15 protein-coding genes are annotated in these 17,280 nt (G+C 64.0%); 12 read left to right on the top strand and 3 right to left on the bottom strand.

Going from position 1 to position 17,280, the window contains the following annotated elements; translation table 11 throughout:
• Positions 1 to 10: 10 nt before the first annotated feature.
• Together ACNJX9_RS09995 and ACNJX9_RS10000 are read left to right on the top strand one after the other, a co-directional pair.
• Entirely contained in the window at positions 11 to 913 is a 903-nt protein-coding gene (locus tag ACNJX9_RS09995; protein ID WP_439408631.1) for an intradiol ring-cleavage dioxygenase, read from the top strand.
• 35 nt (positions 914 to 948) lie between these two features.
• Positions 949 to 2,736 (top strand): FAD-dependent oxidoreductase, encoded by a 1,788-nt coding sequence (locus ACNJX9_RS10000; protein WP_439408632.1) that lies wholly within the window; start codon positions 949 to 951, stop codon positions 2,734 to 2,736.
• A 150-nt stretch (positions 2,737 to 2,886) separates the two neighbouring features.
• Here ACNJX9_RS10000 and ACNJX9_RS10005 read toward each other — a convergent pair whose 3' ends face one another.
• The 3 genes from ACNJX9_RS10005 to ACNJX9_RS10015 form a co-directional block, all read right to left on the bottom strand.
• Positions 2,887 to 3,372 (bottom strand): flavin reductase family protein, encoded by a 486-nt coding sequence (locus ACNJX9_RS10005; RefSeq protein WP_057742755.1) that lies wholly within the window; start codon positions 3,370 to 3,372, stop codon positions 2,887 to 2,889.
• A gap of 57 nt (positions 3,373 to 3,429) precedes the next feature.
• Positions 3,430 to 5,016 (bottom strand): 4-hydroxyphenylacetate 3-hydroxylase N-terminal domain-containing protein, encoded by a 1,587-nt coding sequence (locus tag ACNJX9_RS10010; protein WP_157083389.1) that lies wholly within the window; start codon positions 5,014 to 5,016, stop codon positions 3,430 to 3,432.
• Positions 5,017 to 5,120: 104 nt separating this feature from the next.
• Positions 5,121 to 5,930, bottom strand: coding sequence for an IclR family transcriptional regulator domain-containing protein (locus ACNJX9_RS10015; protein WP_057742757.1), 810 nt, complete (start codon positions 5,928 to 5,930; stop codon positions 5,121 to 5,123).
• 138 nt (positions 5,931 to 6,068) lie between these two features.
• Between ACNJX9_RS10015 and ACNJX9_RS10020 the strand changes: the two genes are divergently transcribed.
• From ACNJX9_RS10020 to ACNJX9_RS10065, 10 genes are all read left to right on the top strand, one after another.
• Positions 6,069 to 7,397, top strand: a complete 1,329-nt coding sequence (locus tag ACNJX9_RS10020) for an ABC transporter substrate-binding protein (protein WP_439408633.1) — start codon at positions 6,069 to 6,071, stop codon at positions 7,395 to 7,397.
• Between the two features lie 22 nt (positions 7,398 to 7,419).
• On the top strand, positions 7,420 to 8,136 hold the full coding sequence (locus ACNJX9_RS10025; RefSeq protein ID WP_057742761.1) for an ABC transporter ATP-binding protein: 717 nt from the start codon (positions 7,420 to 7,422) through the stop codon (positions 8,134 to 8,136).
• Positions 8,137 to 8,139: 3 nt separating this feature from the next.
• Entirely contained in the window at positions 8,140 to 8,841 is a 702-nt protein-coding gene (locus tag ACNJX9_RS10030; protein WP_271621269.1) for an ABC transporter ATP-binding protein, read from the top strand.
• 1 nt (position 8,842) lies between these two features.
• Positions 8,843 to 9,712, top strand: coding sequence for a branched-chain amino acid ABC transporter permease (locus ACNJX9_RS10035; protein WP_439408634.1), 870 nt, complete (start codon positions 8,843 to 8,845; stop codon positions 9,710 to 9,712).
• A 5-nt stretch (positions 9,713 to 9,717) separates the two neighbouring features.
• Positions 9,718 to 10,785, top strand: coding sequence for a branched-chain amino acid ABC transporter permease (locus tag ACNJX9_RS10040; RefSeq protein ID WP_439408635.1), 1,068 nt, complete (start codon positions 9,718 to 9,720; stop codon positions 10,783 to 10,785).
• Between the two features lie 776 nt (positions 10,786 to 11,561).
• Complete coding sequence (locus tag ACNJX9_RS10045) at positions 11,562 to 13,463, top strand: ABC transporter substrate-binding protein (protein ID WP_439408636.1); 1,902 nt, start codon at positions 11,562 to 11,564, stop codon at positions 13,461 to 13,463.
• 65 nt (positions 13,464 to 13,528) lie between these two features.
• Positions 13,529 to 14,533, top strand: a complete 1,005-nt coding sequence (locus tag ACNJX9_RS10050) for an ABC transporter permease (RefSeq protein WP_439408637.1) — start codon at positions 13,529 to 13,531, stop codon at positions 14,531 to 14,533.
• Entirely contained in the window at positions 14,533 to 15,396 is an 864-nt protein-coding gene (locus ACNJX9_RS10055) for an ABC transporter permease (RefSeq protein ID WP_439408638.1), read from the top strand. The genes ACNJX9_RS10050 and ACNJX9_RS10055 overlap by 1 nt, the downstream gene beginning before the upstream one ends.
• Positions 15,396 to 16,427: an ABC transporter ATP-binding protein gene (locus ACNJX9_RS10060; RefSeq protein ID WP_057742777.1), complete on the top strand. Its 1,032-nt coding sequence runs from the start codon at positions 15,396 to 15,398 to the stop codon at positions 16,425 to 16,427. Before ACNJX9_RS10055 ends, ACNJX9_RS10060 begins: the two co-directional genes overlap by 1 nt.
• The gene (locus ACNJX9_RS10065) at positions 16,424 to 17,266 is read left to right on the top strand and encodes an ABC transporter ATP-binding protein (RefSeq protein WP_057742780.1); all 843 of its coding nucleotides are present in this window, start codon (positions 16,424 to 16,426) and stop codon (positions 17,264 to 17,266) included. Before ACNJX9_RS10060 ends, ACNJX9_RS10065 begins: the two co-directional genes overlap by 4 nt.
• The last annotated feature ends 14 nt before the right edge of the window (positions 17,267 to 17,280 follow it).

Consider the following 17,280-nt stretch of genomic DNA (forward strand, 5'->3'; position numbering starts at 1 on the left):
GGACAACACCATGGCCAATTTCAACGAGCATAACCTCACTGACGAGGTGATCAGCAGCTTCGCCAACACGCCGAACCAGCGGCTCAAGTTCCTCATCGAGGAGACCGTGAAATCGCTGCACGATCTGGTGCGCCGCACCGAACTCACCTTCGAGGAATGGAATCAGGCGATCGATTTCCTGACCCGCACGGGCCAGACCTGCACGCCGCTGCGCCAGGAGTTCATCCTGCTCTCCGACGTGCTCGGCGTCTCGATGCTGGTCGACGCCGTCAATCACCGCGAGCGCGAGGGCGCGACCGAGACCACGGTGCTCGGCCCGTTCTATGTCGGCGAGCACCGCGTTAAGCCGCACGGTGCCAATATCTCCGAGGGCATCGACGGTGAAGCGATGTTCGTGCAGAGCCGCGTCACCGACCTCGCCGGCAAGCCGCTCGCCGGTGCCGAGATCGACGTCTGGCATGCCGACGACGACGGCTTCTACGATTCGCAGAAGGCCGATTACGCGAGCCACGGTCCGTCGCTGCGCGCGCGCTTCGTCACCGATGCCGACGGCCGCTTCTCGTTCCGCACGATCTTGCCGTGCAGCTATCCGATCCCGATCGACGGCCCGGTCGGCGATCTCATCACCGCTACGCAGCGTCATCCGATGCGCCCCGCGCATGTGCACTTCCTGGTCAAGGCCGAAGGCTACGAGCCGCTGATCACACACGTCTTCCTCGATGGCGACCAATATCTGCGCAGCGACGTGGTGTTCGGCGTCAAGGACGAGCTCATCGCGCCCGTCGAGCCGCGCAACGAGGCAGCGCTGCCGAACGGCGAGCGGGTCTCCGGCCCGTGGCACCTGATGACTTACGACTTCCAGATGAAGCCCGGCGCAGGGCTGGTGCCCCGGCCGATGATGGCCGCGGAATGACGATCGCAACCAACAACGCGACGAAGGAGAGGATGATGACCAGCAAACCTGTTGAGACCGACGTGCTTGTCGTCGGCAGCGGCCCGGCCGGCGCGACGGCGGCGGCGCTGCTCGGCATGTACGGCGTCAAGCACATCCTGGTGACGAAATATGGCTGGCTGGCGGACACGCCGCGCGCCCACATCACCAACCAGCGTGCGATGGAGGTGCTGCGCGATCTCGGCCTCGAGGACAAGGCGGTGGCGCAGGCGGTGCCGCAGCATCTGATGGCCAACAACGTTTTCTGCGAAAGCCTCGCCGGCGAGGAGTTCGGCCGGCTCTATTCCTGGGGCAATCATCCCTCGCGCAAGGCGGATTACGATCTCGCCAGCCCGACCCGGATCTGCGACCTGCCGCAGAATTTGCTCGAGCCGATCCTGATCGAGGCCGCCGGCCAGCGCGGCACTTCGCTGTGCTTCAACACCGAGTTCGTCGACCTGGTGCAGGATGCCGACGGCGTCACGGCAACGGTGAAGGATCGGCTATCCGGCGAGACCTACCAGATCCGCGCGAAATATCTGATCGGCGCCGATGGCGGCCGCAGCCGGGTTGCCGAGGTCATCGGGCTGCCGATGGAGGGTCAGATGGGCCGCGCCGGCAGCATGAACATCATCGTGCAGGCGGACTTGAGCAAATACGTCGCGCACAGGCCGAGCGTCCTCTATTGGGTGCTGCAGCCGGGCGCTGAGATCGGCGGCATCGGCGCCGGCCTGATCCGCATGGTGCGGCCCTGGAACGAATGGCTGATCATCTGGGGCTACGACATCGAGCAGGGCGAGCGCAAGCTCAGCAATGACGAGGCGATCTCGATCGTGCGCAATCTCGTCGGCGACGAGACGCTGGAGGTCAAGGTCCGCTCGACCTCGACCTGGACCGTGAACGAGATGTATGCGGGCCACTACGCGTCCGGCCGCGTGTTCTGCGCCGGCGATGCCGTGCACCGCCATCCGCCGAGCAACGGCCTCGGCTCCAACACCTCGATCCAGGACTCCTATAATTTGTGCTGGAAGCTGAAGCTGGTGCTCGAGGGCCATGCGGCTCCGTCACTGCTCGAGACCTATTCGGCCGAGCGCCAGCCGGTCGGCAAGCAGATCGTGACCCGCGCCAACAAGAGCATCGGCGAGTTCCCGCCGATCTTCGAGGCGGTGGGACTTGTCGCCTCGACCGATCCGATTGAGGCGCGCAAGGCGATCGCCGCGCGCAAGGCGCCGACCGCCGCGGGCAAGGCGCGTCGCAAGAAGCTCTATGAGGCCATCGCCATCAAGAGCTACGAGTTCAACTGCCACGGCGTCGAGATGAACCAGCGCTATGGCTCGACCGCCGTGGTGTCCGACGGCACGCCGATGCCGGCATTCAGCCGCGATCACGAACTTTATTATCAGGCCACCACCTGGCCCGGCGCGCACTTGCCGCATGTCTGGGTCGAGCATCGGGGCCAGCGCAAATCGACGCTCGATCTTGTCGGCAAGGGCCGTTTCACGCTGCTCACCGGGATCGGGGGCGACGGCTGGAAGGCGGCGGCTGCCGCAGTCGAGAAGGCCTACGGCCTGCCGGTCGATGTCGTCACCATCGGCCCGCAAGGCTGCGATGCGCTCGACATCTATGCCGACTGGTACCGCCAGAGCGAAGTCGACGAGGACGGCTGCGTGCTGGTGCGTCCCGACATGTATGTCGCCTGGCGCGCCAGAGAGGCGGCAGTGAATGCCCCCGACGTGCTGCTCGACGTGTTCGGCCAGATCCTCGGCCGTAGTGCGAAGGCGCAGGCGAAGTCCGTCGCCGCGTGATGCGAGGCTGCCCGGATAGTTTTTCAGAACGGAATGAACGGCAGCCGCTTGAAAACCGGCTGCCTCGCGGCAGGGGAATTGCTCGCACCGGCGCAGAACGGGCGTTTGCAGGCGTGAAAGGCTAAGCAACTCGACGGCTCGGTCGAGCGCTCAATTGCATTGAAACCTCCCATAGGCGCCTTTGTGAAAGACCAGCGGATTGCAGGTCGCTTCCTCGCCCGAGAGCACCTCTCCCAGAATGATATCGTGATCGCCCGCCTTGTGCACCGCGGCAACCCGGCAGCAGAGTTGAGCGGCGGCCCCTTGCAGTAGCGGCAAGCCGTCAGTGCTGAAGGCAATGGCCAGATCGTCGAAGCGGTTCTTGAGCTTCCCGGTGAAACGCGCCGACAGGTCGGACTGATGGTGGCCGAGGATGTTCACGGAAAATAGTCCGCGTTGCCGGATCGCTGCACCCGTCGCGCTGCCCTCATTGGTGCAGAATAGCAGCATGCAGGGCTGCAGCGACACCGATGTCAGCGAGTTGATGGTCGCGCCGAACAAATCGCCCTGCCATTCCGTCGCGACGATGGCGACGCCGGTCGGGAAGGCGCCCATCACGGAGCGAAACAGCTTGGGATCGATGGTCTGCATGTTCATGTCACGACAGTCCCTTGAGCAAGCGACGGAGCGGCGTTGCCGCTCCGTCTGCAAGAGTCACTTTTTCATCATGTGGTAGCTGAGCTCGCCGGGGTCGGTGAGATCGGGCACCTTCCAGCCGTCGAGGTCGTATTCGGCCATGCAGTCCTCGGCAAAGCCCTTGAAGCGGTCGGCATTGCCGCTCGCCTGTGCGCCGAACAGGCAGTAGCGGCGGATCTCCTCGGTCGAGCCGCCATAGTTGATCTCGTAGAGCTCGTGGCGCCCCCCGAACTCGCTGCCGATGCAATCCCACAGCAGCTTGAGCAGCTTGACGCGCTCCTCGGCCTTGTAACCGTTGGAGCCGCGCAAGTAACGATCGAGATAGGGGCGGATCTCGGCGTTCTTGAAATCGCTGGAATGGCTGTTGAGATAGATCAGGCCCGATGCCACGGTCTGCTCGATCAGATACTTAACCTTGGTGTAGGCCATGGTGGCGATGATCTGATAGGCGTTGCCGGGATCCATGTTTGGCAGCACATAGTCGCCGATCCACGGCTTTGGATCTCTGACCATCGCATCCGACAGGCTCCAGAACAGGTTTCGCCAGGCGATGACCTCGCCGACATTGGCCTGCACGCCGCGATAATCCTTGGTGCCGGCGGCCTCCGTCGCTTTCAGCAAAAGCCCGCTGATGAAGTCGAGCTTCACCGCAAGCCGCGTGCAGCCATGCACGACAAAGCGCGGCAAAAAGCCGGTGCGCGGGAAGAAATTGTTCGCCTTCTCGATGTCCCCATAGACGAAGACGTTCTCCCAGGGCACCAGCACCTTGTCGAGGATGAACACGGCGTCGTTCTCATCGAGCCGGCTCGAGATCGGATAATCGAACGGGCTGCCCATCACGCTCGCGCTCATCTCATAGGACGTGCGGCAGATGAACTTTACGCCGGGCGCGTTGGTCGGCACCATGAAGACGACCGCGAACTTCTTGTCCTGGAGGGGAATCAGGCCGTGATGGGCGACGAAGGTGTAGTTCGTCAGCACAGATCCCGTCGCGACCACCTTTGCGCCCGACACGATCAGGCCGGCGTCGGTCTCTTTCTCGATATGGCAGCAGACGTCGGCGACCTCGTTCGGCGGCCGGTCGCGATCGACGGGCGGGTGGATGATCGCGTGGTTGATGAAGGGCACGCGCTCCTGGGAGAATTTGTACCAGCGCTTGGCGTTGTCCTGGTACGGATCGTAGAAGTCGGAATTGGCGCCGAGGGTCGCCAGGAATGCAGCCTTGTAATCCGGTGCGCGGCCCATCCAGCCATAGGTGATCTTGGCCCATTCGGCGATTGCGTTGCGGCCCGCGATCAGATCCTGCATCGACTTCGGCGCCTTGAAGAAGGCGTGGGTCGTGCTGCCATTGCCGGTGTCGGTCGGCAGCAGCAGCTTGTCCTTGTGCTTGTCGTCGTGCAGCGCGTCGTAGAGGCGGGCGGTCATGCGCGCGGTGTTGCGGAAGGCCGGGTGCGTGGTGACGTCCTTGACCCGCTCGCCATAGATGTAGACGGCGCGATCGTCGCGCAGCGAATCCAGATATTCCGCGCCGGTCTGCGGCTTGGTCACTTTGACGTTGCCGATGTGCTCCGGCGGGATCGCCATTGCCGCTGCCTTGTCTGCCATCGCATCATCTCCCCATTATGTTCGATTATCGAACTAGTGTCCGTATTCCGAACTTGGCGAAACGATACGGCCGGCTCTCGTAATTGGCAAGGGGAAGGGATCGATCACACCGTCATCGCGGAGACCTGTTCGGCGATGCGGTTGAGCTCGGGGAGAAAGTGCTCGCGCATTTCGTTGCGCGTCGTCCGCGTCGAATGGGTCGACAGATTGATTGCGCCGACCGCCTGGCCGCTGCGGTCGAGCACGGGGACGGCCAGCGCGCGCAGGCCGCGCTCGAGTTCCTCGTCGACGATCGAAAAACGCTGCGCGCGGTCGGCGCGGATGCGGTCGAACAGCGCCTGCAGATCGGTGATGGTCTGTGGCGTATAGGCCTCGATGCGCTGCGACTTCAGCCGCCGCCAGATCTCGGCTTCATCGAGATAGCCGAACAAGATGCGCCCGAGCGCGGTGTGCAGCGCTGGCAGGCGGCTGCCGACCGACAGCGTCGCGGACATGATTCTGCGGGCCGGCATGCGCGCGACATAGACGATGTCGTTGCCTTGCAGGATGGCCGCCGAGCAGGATTCACCGAGCCGCTCGCTCAGCTCGCGCATGAGCGGTGTTGCGCGATCGATCCAGCTTTGCGTCGACAGATACGCAAATCCGAGATCGAGGATCTGCGGCGCCAGCGAGAATGAACGGCCGTCCTGTTCGACATAGCCGAGCTGGGTCAGCGTCCGCAGCACGCGCCGTGCGGTGGCGCGCGAGAGATCAGCGACCTGGGCGGCCTCCGACAGCGTCATGCTGGGCCGGTGCCGGCCGAACGCGCCCAGCACCGCGAGGCCCTTGGCCAGCGTCGTCATGAATTCCTTGTCGTCGGGCTCGCCCTTGCGATGGCTCGGCTCGCCTTTGTCAGGTGTTGCAGCTTGCATCATTCGCTGGCCTGTTGACTCCATCTGAGCTCTGGCGGACACTGGTCGACATACGAACGTATGTTCGAATATCGAACGCCGGCCCGTGTGTCAATCGATCCACGATGAGAATCCGGCGCATCCAGAGGGGAGGACGCGCACATGACCTGCCGCACGATCAGCTCGACTCATCGTCATTCCATCGACCGCCGCACGCTCCTGAAATACTCGGCCGCAACCGGCGCTGTGCTCGCGACGGGACTGAAGGCGCCCGCGATCGCGCAGGCGCGCGCGATCAAGCTCGGCTACGTCTCGCCTCAGACCGGCCCGCTCGCGGCGTTCGCTGAGGCCGACAACTTCATCATTGCCGGGTTCAAGGAAGCGGCGAAGGCCGGCCTCAAGATCGGCAACGCCACCGTGCCTGTCGAGGTCATCGTCAAGGACAGCCAGTCCAATCCGAACCGCGCCGCCGAGGTCGCCAAGGATCTCATCGTCCAGGACAAGATCGACCTGATGCTGGTGGCCTCGACGCCGGAAACGACCAACCCGGTCTCGACCCAGTGCGAGATCGAGGAGGTGCCGTGCATCTCCACCGTGGCGCCGTGGCAGCCCTGGTTCATCGGCCGCCAGGCCAATCCAGGCGGTGGCCCGCCGGCGTGGAAGGGTTTCAACTACACCTATCACTTCTTCTGGGGGCTCGAGGACGTCATCGCCGTCTTCACCAACATGTGGGGCCAGGTTGCGACCAACAAATCCGTCGGCGGTCTCTTTCCCAACGACGGCGACGGCAACGCCTGGGGCGACAAGGCCGTCGGCTTTCCGCCGGTGCTCGACAAGGGCGGCTACAAGCTCACCGATCCCGGCCGCTACCAGAACCTCACCGACAATTTTTCGGCGCAGATCGGCGCGTTCAAGGGCGCCAATTGCGAGATCATCACCGGCGTGGTGCTGCCGCCCGATTTCACGACCTTCTGGAAGCAATCGCTTCAGCAAGGTTTTAAGCCGAAGGTCGCCTCGATCGGCAAAGCCATCCTGTTCCCTGTCGCGGTCGAGGCGCTCGGCAAGGACGGGCACAATCTGTCGTCGGAGGTGTGGTGGTCGCCGAGCCATCCCTTCAAGTCGTCGCTGACCGGCGCGAGCGCCAAGGATCTTGCCGGCGCCTATGAGGCTGCGACCAAGAAGCAATGGACCCAGCCGATCGGATTTGCGCATGCGCTGTTCGAGGTCGCGGTCGACGTGCTCAAGCGCACGCCGGATCGCGACGGCAAGGCGATCGCCGCGACGATCGCCGCGACCAATCTCGACACCGTCGTCGGCAAGGTGCAGTGGGGCGGTGCGAATCTGCCGCCCTTCGCCGCCAAGAACGTCGCCAAGACTCCGCTGGTCGGCGGCCAGTGGCGGCTCAAGGACGGCAAGTACGATATTGTCATCACCGACAACAAGACGGTACCCGCGATTCCCGTCGGCGGCCAGATGGAGGCCATCGCCTGATCGCGCCGCGCGTTGATATCTCATGCTGCTGGAAGTCACGGGCTTAAGAAAAAGTTTTGGCTCGATCGTCGTCGCCGACGCTCTCGATCTCGTCGTCGCGCCCGGTGAAGCTGTCGGCATCATCGGCCCGAACGGCGCCGGCAAGACCACGCTGTTCAACCTGATCGCCGGCGGCCTGACGCCGACCGCCGGCCACATCCGCTTCGATGGCCGTGATCTTCTCGGTGTGGCGCCGCCTGCGCGCTGCCGTGCCGGCATCGGCCGCACCCATCAGATCCCGCAGCCGTTTGAAAAACTCACCGTGTTCGAGAACCTGCTGGTCGGTGCGGTCTATGGTCGCCAAAAGTCCGAGCGGGAGGTCGCGCAGGCCTGCGGCGAGATTCTTGAGCGCCTCGGCCTGCTGAGGCGTGCCAACGCCCTGGCGGGCTCGCTGACGCTGCTGGAACGCAAGCGGCTTGAGATGGCGCGCGCGCTCGCGACCGCCCCAAAACTCCTGCTGCTCGACGAGATCGCCGGCGGGCTGACCGAGGGTGAATGCGGCGAGCTCGTCGCCACCATCCGCGAGATCCGCAAGACCGGCGTCGCGATCCTCTGGATCGAGCATGTCGTGCACGCGCTGCTCGCGGTGATCGACCGCCTGGTTGTGCTCAATTTCGGCCGCAAGATCGCGGAGGGTGAGCCGAAAGCGGTGATGCAGCGGCCCGACGTGCATCAGATCTATATCGGCATCGAGGCTTGAGCCATGGCCCTCCTGGAGACGCACAATCTCACAGCCTTCTACGGGGACTTCCAGGCGCTCTACGGCATCGACACCACGCTGGAGAAGGGTGAGACCATTGCCATCATCGGTGCCAACGGTGCGGGCAAGTCGACCTTCCTCAAGTCCATCGCAGGACTCATTCACGGCTCGGCCGACAGCGTACTGCTCGATGGCAACCCGATCGGCGCTCGCCCCGCGGCCGAGATCGTCAAGCTTGGCATTGCGCTCGTGCCGGAGGGACGCCGGCTGTTTCCCTCGCTCACCGTCGAGGAGAACCTCTTGATCGGCGGCTATGGCCGCAAGACGTCGGGACCGTGGACACTCGATCGCGTCCAAGCCCTGTTTCCCATCCTGAAGGAGCGGCGATCCTCGGCGACGCCGACCCTGTCGGGCGGCCAGCAGCAGATGGTCGCGATCGGGCGTGCCCTGATGTCCAATCCGCGCATTCTCCTCTGCGACGAGATCAGCCTTGGGCTGGCGCCGATCGTCATCGCCGACATCTATGCCGCGCTGCCGAGAATAAAGGCGGAGGGCACCAGCGTCGTGCTGGTCGAGCAGGACGTCGTGCAGGCGATGAAGGTCGCCGACCGCGTCTACTGCTTCCAGGAGGGACGGCTGTCGCTCACCGGCCGCCCGCGCGATCTCACGCGCGACCAAATTCACCGCGCCTATTTCGGGACGTGAGATGACCGGCTGGATCGACGCGGTGATACAAGGCGTTCTGCTCGGTGGTCTCTATGCGCTGTTCGCCGCCGGGCTGTCGCTCATGTTCGGCGTCATGCGGCTCGTCAACCTCGCCCATGGCGACCTCATCGTGCTCGCCGCGTTTGCGATCCTCGTCGTCGCGACGAAACTCGGCCTCGATCCCTTCGTTGCCGTGCTGGTGGCGACGCCGATCCTGTTCGTCCTCGGCTTTGCGCTCCAGCACGTATTGCTCAATCGCACGCTCGGGCGCGATCTGCTGCCGCCGCTGCTCGTCACCTTTGGGCTCTCGATCATCATCCAGAACGGCCTGCTGCAGACTTTCTCCGCGGACAGCCAGCGGCTGCGTTCAGGCCCCATCGAGACCGCCTCGATCCCGCTTGGTGGCGGCATTGCGGTCGGCGTCGTGCCGCTGCTGACGCTGCTATCAGCCATTGCCGTGATCGTGCTGCTCAATTTCATTTTCTACCGCACGCCGGTTGGGCGCGCGTTTCGCGCCACGTCGGATGATCTCGAAGTTGCCCAGCTCATGGGTGTCGATCACAGGCGGATCTTCGCCGTCGCGATGGGGCTTGCCTTCGTCGTGATCGGGGTCGCGGCGCTGTATCTCGGATTGCGGGCGAACTTCGATCCGACCATCGGCCCGGCGCGGCTGCTTTACGCCTTCGAGGCCGTGATCATCGGCGGCCTGGGTAGCTTTTGGGGAACGCTCGCAGGCGGCATCGTGCTCGGGCTCGCCCAGACCATCGGCGCGCGCATCGACCCGGAGTGGCAGATCCTGGCCGGCCATCTCGCCTTCCTCGCGGTGCTCGTGGTGCGGCCGCGCGGCCTGTTTCCGCGCGCGCAGGATTGACCGCGATGGATGATTCCGCAGCGAAGCCCGCACAGACCTTCCGCATCGAAACCGCGGGCGGCGCTCCGCGCATCGCCGCGTCGATCGCCGTCCTCATCGTCCTGGTGCTGGCGCTGCTGCCGATGGTCGCCAGCCGCACCCTGGTTCAGGATTTCATCTTCCTGTTCTACATGCTGGCGCTGGCGCAATGCTGGAACCTGCTCGCAGGCTATGCCGGCCTGATCTCGGTAGGCCAGCAGGCCTTTGTCGGCCTCGGCGGCTATCTCCTGTTTGCGCTGACGCTGATCGGTGGACTCAATCCGCTGCTTGCGATCCCGCTCGCAGGCGTCATCTCCGCATTGTGCGCGCTGCCGACGGCGCTGATCGTGTTCCGCCTGCGCGGTGCCTATTTTGCGATCGGGACCTGGGTGGTGGCCGAGGTCTATCGTCTCGTCTTCGCGCAGATCAAGCCGCTCGGCGGCGGCACCGGCACCTCGCTCACGTCATCGGTTACCTCATCCGTGCCCGGCATCGAACAGGTGAGGGCATTGCTCGACGTGCGCACGCCGGCGGCGCGCGACATCGTTTCCTATTGGGTGGCGCTGACGCTCGTGGTCGCCACGCTCGCCGCCGTCTACTTCATCTTGCGCTCGCGCCGTGGCCTCGCACTCGGCGCAATCCGCGACCAGGAGGCCGCCGCCGCGGGTCTCGGCGTCGATATCTACCGCATCAAGCTCGCCGTCTATGTCGCGACCGCGGCCATGACCGGCATGATCGGTGCGTTGATCTATCTCCAGAAGGCGCGGATCTCGCCGGATGCCGCCTTCTCGGTGCTGGATTGGACTGCCTACGTCATCTTCATCGTCGTGATCGGCGGCATCGGCACGATGGAAGGCCCGGTCATCGGCGCCGTCGTCTTCTATTTGATGCAGCGCTATCTCGCCGATTTCGGCGCCTGGTATCTCATCTTGCTGGGCACGCTCGGAATCCTGATCATGTTGTTCGCGCCGCGCGGCCTCTGGGGCCTAATCTTAAATTGGCGCGATGTAACGATCTTTCCAATTCGGCGACGGCTAACCACCTCGCGCCGATGATGGGCTACCCGTCGGGCAAAACACCCGCCATCCCGTCAACGCCTCCCTACAAAAATATTCCACTTTACCGAAATTCGGAAACAGCGTATATATCGCCGCATCCCGGCTCATCCTTGAGGGGCGGTCTCGAGTCGTCTTGATTGCGAGCCGGGCTTGCGGTGGACGCGGGCAGCGTTGGGTGCGAGAGGAGCGGGCAGGGCGGGTAGTCCCTGTGAGCCCGAGACCTTCGCGCGGACGAACGGCGCTGTCAGGTTCGTCTCGCCGGCATGCTTCCGGCAACGTCGACACGGCCGGACGATCATGCGGCGAACTCGCGAACCCCGGCGTACGGCAAAACCGTGTGGTCCTGGCCGTCGTCGCTACGGTCAAGCCTTTGCGGAGGTGCGGGGAGCCCAACCGGGTGAAGCGCACTGCCAATCTGCGGGCGAGGGAGGCCAGAAGGAATTCGGCTCCCGGGAGAGCACGGCATAAGCCGTCAAACCACTGCGCAGGGAAGGCCGAGTGTTCGGCACCACCTGTATGCTGCTGTGCGGTCTTTTTGCGCTACATTTTCGCGCAGCGGACCGCGGGTGCGAGGTCGGCACCCGGTCTTCCCTGCTCCCTCTTGGATTTACGAGGGCGGAACGATGAGCAAGGCTCGGGCGAAATGCGCCGCGAGAACGCGAGCGCGCGTCCGCAGTTACGCTGCCGTCCAAGATTCCTGTTGTCCCCGGACTCCGACGCCTCTAGCATCGCCTCAACACGGGCACCGGGACGAAATTCGCCGCGAGGACATCATGCGCTGCATCAGTCCGTTGCTGCTGGCCGGTTATGTGCTGGGATCCCTGCTGTTCGCATCGGTGGAACCCGGTCACGCGCAGGGAATTCCGCAAAACATTCCGAGGAAGGATCTGCTGATCCTGGAAAACCCGGAAGGCACCGTCAAGAACGCCGGCTGGTTCAACATCTGGGTGATCAACGCCAATTCGCAGTCCAACGGGCTGCAGCAGGCCGCGCTTGATACGCTGTGGTACATCGATCCCGAGAGCGGCCTCGACGGCGTCTGGGACAATTCGCTGGCCGCCGACAAGCCGCAATACAACGCCGACTTCACCGAAATGACGGTCAAGCTGCGCAGCGGCATCTTCTGGAGCGACGGCGTCGAATTCACCGCCGACGACGTCGTCGCAACCGTGACCACCCAGATCAAAAACCCGGCGATGCGCTTCAGCGCGGTCCTGACGAGCAACGTCGCCTCCGTCGAGGCGCCGGATGCCCACACCGTCGTGTTCAAGCTCAAAAAGCCCAATTCACGCTTCCACGCCAACTTCACGGTGCGCTGGGGCGCGATATGGATCCTGCCCAAGCATGTGTTCGACAAGGTCGAGGATCCCGTCAAATTCGACTTCAACAAGCCGGTCTCGCTCGGCGCCTATGTGCTGCACAGCTACGATCCCGACGGCAAATGGTACATCTGGCAGCTTCGCGAGGACTGGCAACGCACCACGCTGGCGCGCTTCGGCAAGCCGGGTCCGAAATATCTCGCTTATGTCGATCCCGGGCCGCCGGACAAACGGGTGATCGCGCAGCTCAACCATGAACTCGACGTCATCCACGACATCGCGCCGGAAGGCATGTTCGCCCTCGCCAAGCAGAGCAAGACGACGCGGGCCTGGTTCAAGGGATTCCCTTACGGCCATCCCGATCCGACGCTTCCCGCTGTCATCTTCAACACCCAGAACGAGAACTTCAAGAATCCGGACGTGCGCTGGGCGCTGGCGCTGTTGATCGACATCAAGGCCGTGGCGATGGCGGCCTATCGCGGCGCTGCCACCATCTCGGCGATCGGCGTGCCCCCGACCGGAACCCATCCGGCCACCTATCACGCGCCGATGGAGGACTGGCTCAAGAGCTTCGAGATCGACACCGGCAAGCGCAAGATCAAGCCGTATGACCCGACCATCGGCAAGCAGATCGCCGACATGCTGCGGCCGTCCATGGGCGAACAGATCCCGGCCGATCCGGCAGAGATCGCCAGGGCATTCGGGCGGGGCTGGTGGAAGACCGATCCGGTCGCGGCGCAGGAGCTGCTGGAGAAGGCGGGCTTCAGCAAGCGCGGCGGCGCCTGGGTCACGCCCGACGGAAAACCCTTCAGCGTCCGTGTCATGGTCGAAGGCGATCTGCGTCCGGTGATGACGCGGGCCGGAACGATGATCGTGCAGCTGTGGAAGCAGGCGGGCATCGATGCCAAGATCGACGTCGCGCAAGGCACGCTGCCGACGCGGCGTGCCGCCGGTGATTTCGACAGCTTCATCGGCTGGAGCGTCGAGACCTGGGGCGGCCACCAGGACCTGTCCTATTTCCTCGACAGCTGGCATTCGCAATTCGTCGCCGAGCCCGGCAAGCCGCAGCCGCTGCGCAACTGGCAGCGCTGGTCCAATCCCGCGCTCGACAAGATCATCGAGGAGATCCGCACCGTCGGCTTCGACGATCAGAGGTCGATCGAGCTCGGCAAGGACTACGTCAAGCTCGCGGTGAAGGAGATGCCGACCATTTCGCTGATGGCCTACAACGTGTTCACCGCGATGGACCAGACCTACTGGACCGGCTTTCCGACATCGGAAAATCCCTACACCAATCCCGTGCCGAACTGGGGCAATTCGCGTTACATGTTCGTGCGGCTGAAGCCGGCAAGTTAGGACGCGATGACATCTAGGCGACCGCATCTGCCAGAGCGACCTTGCCGAGCGTCCCGGGTGCTGCCATGAGCGGGTACGCCGGCTATGTCGGCCGCCGGCTCGCGCAGTTCCTGCTCGTCGTCTTCATCGGCATCAACATCGCCTATGTCATCACGCATGCCTCGCCGATCGATCCCGTCGAGCAATCGATCTCGGCGGTGACGTCCTTCGGCAACACCGCGCCCGATGCGATCGAACAGATGCGCCGCTCCCTGCGTGAGCTCTATGGTCTCGGCGGCACGCCCGTTCAGCAATATCTGGCGTTCTGGAAGCGGATCCTGAGCGCCGATTTCGGTCCGTCGCTGTCGGCATTTCCGACCCCGGTCGGCACCCTGATCGGACGCGCGCTGCCCTGGACGGCGGGCCTGCTCACGGTTTCAACCCTCATCGCCTGGGTGCTTGGAAATCTGCTCGGAGGACTCGCCGGCTATTACCGGCAGAGCCGCGGGTTGAAGCTGATGGGGGTGATTGCCATGGGCCTTCATCCGATCCCCTATTACATCCTGGCCATGCTGCTGCTGATCCTGTTCGGTTTCATCTGGCCGGTGCTTCCGATCAGCGGCGGGGCGACGATGAATCTGCCGCAGACCCTGACACCCGAATTCGTCTGGAGCGTGCTGCAGCACGCGATCCTGCCGGCGCTGTCGCTGATCCTGATCGGCGTGGGCAGCTGGTTCCTCGGCATGCGTTCGCTGGTCGCCAATGTCCTCGCCGAGGACTACGTCGTCTATGCCGAGCTTGCCGGCGTGAGGTCCTGGCGCGTCCTGACATCCTATGTGATGCGCAACGCGCTGGTGCCGCAGGTCACGGGCCTTGCGATGTCGCTCGGCGGCATCTTCAACGGCGCCGTGATCACCGAAAAGGTGTTCGGCTATCCCGGGCTCGGCTCGCTGCTGGTGGATGCCGTCTATGCCGGTGATTACGGCCTGGTCCTCGGCGTCACCACCATCTCGATCCTCGGCGTATCGGTCGGCGTGCTCGCGATCGATCTGCTGTATCCGCTGCTCGATCCCCGGGTGAAGGTCAGCTGATGGTCGTCTTTCTCCGCGACCTGCTGCGCTACAGGGCCGAATTCCGCATCGGGCTGGTGCTGGTTGCCGTCGTCCTGCTGCTGTCGGTGCTGGCGAGCTTTTCGCCCTATCCACCCGACAGCGTCTACGTGGTGCCGCCCGACCTGCCACCGTCGTTGACGTATTGGTTCGGCACCACGTCGCGCGGCCAGGACGTGTTCTGGCAGTTGAGCTTCGCCATCAGGAACACGTTGCTGTTTGGCGGCACGGTGGCCCTGGTCAGCCGCCTCGTCGCGCTCGCGGTCGGGCTCGTCAGCGGCTACAAGGGCGGCTGGATCGATCGCGCCCTGATGTCGGTGAACGACACCTTCATCGTCATCCCGCTGCTGCCGGTCCTGGTGCTGTTCTATTTCGTGATGCGCGACCGCATCTCCTGGCTGATGCTGGCGCTGATCATGGCCTGTTTCGGCTGGGCCTATGATGCGCGGCTGATCCGCTCGGTGGTGATGAGCTTGCGGCAACGCGAGTTCACCCAGACCAGCCTGTTCTCCGGAATGAGCACGCGGCAGGTCCTGACCGAGGAGCATCTGCCCTATGTGCTGCCGATCCTGTTCTCCACGACCATGAACAACATGGTGTGGTCGATCGGGCTCGAGGTGACGCTTGCGGTGCTCGGCTTCACCGACATCAACATCCCGACGATCGGCGGCATGATCTATTGGGCCAACCAGCACACGGCGATGGTTGCGGGCATCTGGTGGTGGATCGCCTTTCCGACCATCGCGGTGATCATGGCGTTCATCGGGCTGTTCCTGCTCGCGGTCTCGGTGAACGCCCATATCGATCCGAGAAGCCGGCTCTGGAACGTGGGAGAGGCGTCGTGATGCACGCGAGCGTCGAGCAGCCGCACGGGGAGCAGGATGTCCAGCCGCTTCTCGTCGTTCGCGACCTGCAGGCCTATTACCGGACCAGCCATGCCGGCGTCAGGCGCGCCATCCGTGCGGTTGACGGTGTCAGCTTCGCCGTGCGCCGCGGCGAGATCTACGGTCTCGCCGGGGAATCGAGCTCCGGAAAGACCACGCTGATCAAGAGCATTGCAGGCGCGATCAAGCCTCCGCTCGAGATCGTCGGCGGCAGCATGGAGTTTGCCTTCCTGCCCGGCTATGGCGGATTGCACCGCGCGCCGCCGGCGCAAGTGGAGCGGATTCGCTGGCGGCATCTCTCCTACATCATGCAGGGTTCGATGAATGTGCTGAACCCGGTGCGTCGCATCCGATGCTCCTTTACCGATTTCGCCTATCCGCATATCGGCGGCAGCCGACAGCAGTTCGAGCAACAGGTGGTCGCCCATCTGTCTCGCGTGAGACTCGATCCGTCGGTGCTTTCAGCCTTTCCCCACGAGCTCTCGGGCGGGATGCGGCAACGCGCGGCGCTTGCGCTGGCGACGATCTGCCGTCCCGGATTCATCATTGCCGACGAGCCGACCACCGCGCTCGACGTGGTGGTGCAGAAGGAGGTGCTGGGCATGATCCGCGGCATTCAGCGCGAAACCGGCTCGTCGGTGCTGTTCGTCACGCATGACATGGGCGTGCATGCGCATATCACCGACCGGCTCGCCATCATGTATGCCGGGCGCCTGGTCGAGGAGGCCGCGACGGCGGAAATCTTCCGCAACCCGTTACATCCCTACACCCAGAACCTCATCGCGAGCCTTCCGCGCATCGGCGAGGACGCGCCGCGCGCGGGGCTTGGCGGCGCGCCGCCAAATCTGGCCGATCCCCCGTCGGGGTGTCGCTTCCATCCGCGATGCCCGCTCGCACGCGAGATTTGCAGCCGTGAGGTTCCTGTCATGCGCGAAGCGGGCGCCGGTCATCGCGTGGCATGCTTCGCCGTCAACGGAGACGATGGGGCATGAACGATCTGCTGCTCGATGTCAGGGACGTCAGCAAAACCTTCGTCCGCGGAGGGCTATTCTCGCGGGAGGAGATCGTTGCGGTGAATAAGGTAAGCCTCCAGCTCGCCGCCGGGCGGCCGGAGATCCTGGCGATCATCGGCGAATCCGGCAGCGGCAAGACGACCCTTGCCCGCATGATCCTGAACATGGTGACGCCGACCAGCGGCAGATTGCTGCTCGACGGCACCGACCTTGCGGCCATCAGCGGCAGCGCAGGTCGGATAGCGTTCATGCACAAGGTGCAGCCGATCTTCCAGAATCCGTTTGAATCCTTCAATCCCTTGAAGCGGGTTGAGCGGTATCTTCTTATGACGCGGCGTCGATTTGCCGCCGCGGCAGGGGGGAGCACGGCTGCGACGGCCGTTGATGCGGCGCTGCACAAGGTGGGCTTGTCGCTCAAAGAGGTGGGGGGCAGGTACCCGCATGAGTTGTCGGGAGGACAGCTGCAACGGGTCGCGATCGCCCGTGCGCTGCTGGCCGAGCCGAAATTGATCGTGGCGGACGAGCCGGTCTCCATGATCGATGCGTCCTTGCGCATATCCATCGTCAATCTATTCAGGACGTTGCGGGACGAGCTGGGGATATCGATCATCTATATCACGCACGATCTGGCGACCGCCTACTACATCAGCGATCGTATCCTGATCATGCAGAAGGGCAGCGTCGTCGAAAGCGGTGATGCGCGAGCCGTGCTGACGGCGCCGCGGCATCCCTGTACTCGCCAGTTGCGCGAAGCCGCTCTGTTGCCTCAAATTGCCGGCGGCGGCGCAAATGCCTCCGGTACGACCCAAGTCATTTGATCCAGGACATTCGA

The organism is Bradyrhizobium sp. BLXBL-03 (assembly GCF_051853015.1).
GTDB lineage: Bacteria > Pseudomonadota > Alphaproteobacteria > Rhizobiales > Xanthobacteraceae > Bradyrhizobium > Bradyrhizobium manausense.

Bases quoted from the DNA above. Each gene is read 5' to 3' on its own strand.
- ACNJX9_RS09995 (WP_439408631.1), top strand. From the start codon at position 11: ATGGCCAATTTCAACGAGCATAACCTCACTGACGAGGTGATCAGCAGC.
- ACNJX9_RS10000 (WP_439408632.1), top strand. From the start codon at position 949: ATGACCAGCAAACCTGTTGAGACCGACGTGCTTGTCGTCGGCAGCGGC.
- ACNJX9_RS10005 (WP_057742755.1), bottom strand. From the start codon at position 3,372: ATGAACATGCAGACCATCGATCCCAAGCTGTTTCGCTCCGTGATGGGC.
- ACNJX9_RS10010 (WP_157083389.1), bottom strand. From the start codon at position 5,016: ATGGCAGACAAGGCAGCGGCAATGGCGATCCCGCCGGAGCACATCGGC.
- ACNJX9_RS10015 (WP_057742757.1), bottom strand. From the start codon at position 5,930: ATGATGCAAGCTGCAACACCTGACAAAGGCGAGCCGAGCCATCGCAAG.
- ACNJX9_RS10020 (WP_439408633.1), top strand. From the start codon at position 6,069: ATGACCTGCCGCACGATCAGCTCGACTCATCGTCATTCCATCGACCGC.
- ACNJX9_RS10025 (WP_057742761.1), top strand. From the start codon at position 7,420: ATGCTGCTGGAAGTCACGGGCTTAAGAAAAAGTTTTGGCTCGATCGTC.
- ACNJX9_RS10030 (WP_271621269.1), top strand. From the start codon at position 8,140: ATGGCCCTCCTGGAGACGCACAATCTCACAGCCTTCTACGGGGACTTC.
- ACNJX9_RS10035 (WP_439408634.1), top strand. From the start codon at position 8,843: ATGACCGGCTGGATCGACGCGGTGATACAAGGCGTTCTGCTCGGTGGT.
- ACNJX9_RS10040 (WP_439408635.1), top strand. From the start codon at position 9,718: ATGGATGATTCCGCAGCGAAGCCCGCACAGACCTTCCGCATCGAAACC.
- ACNJX9_RS10045 (WP_439408636.1), top strand. From the start codon at position 11,562: ATGCGCTGCATCAGTCCGTTGCTGCTGGCCGGTTATGTGCTGGGATCC.
- ACNJX9_RS10050 (WP_439408637.1), top strand. From the start codon at position 13,529: ATGAGCGGGTACGCCGGCTATGTCGGCCGCCGGCTCGCGCAGTTCCTG.
- ACNJX9_RS10055 (WP_439408638.1), top strand. From the start codon at position 14,533: ATGGTCGTCTTTCTCCGCGACCTGCTGCGCTACAGGGCCGAATTCCGC.
- ACNJX9_RS10060 (WP_057742777.1), top strand. From the start codon at position 15,396: ATGCACGCGAGCGTCGAGCAGCCGCACGGGGAGCAGGATGTCCAGCCG.
- ACNJX9_RS10065 (WP_057742780.1), top strand. From the start codon at position 16,424: ATGAACGATCTGCTGCTCGATGTCAGGGACGTCAGCAAAACCTTCGTC.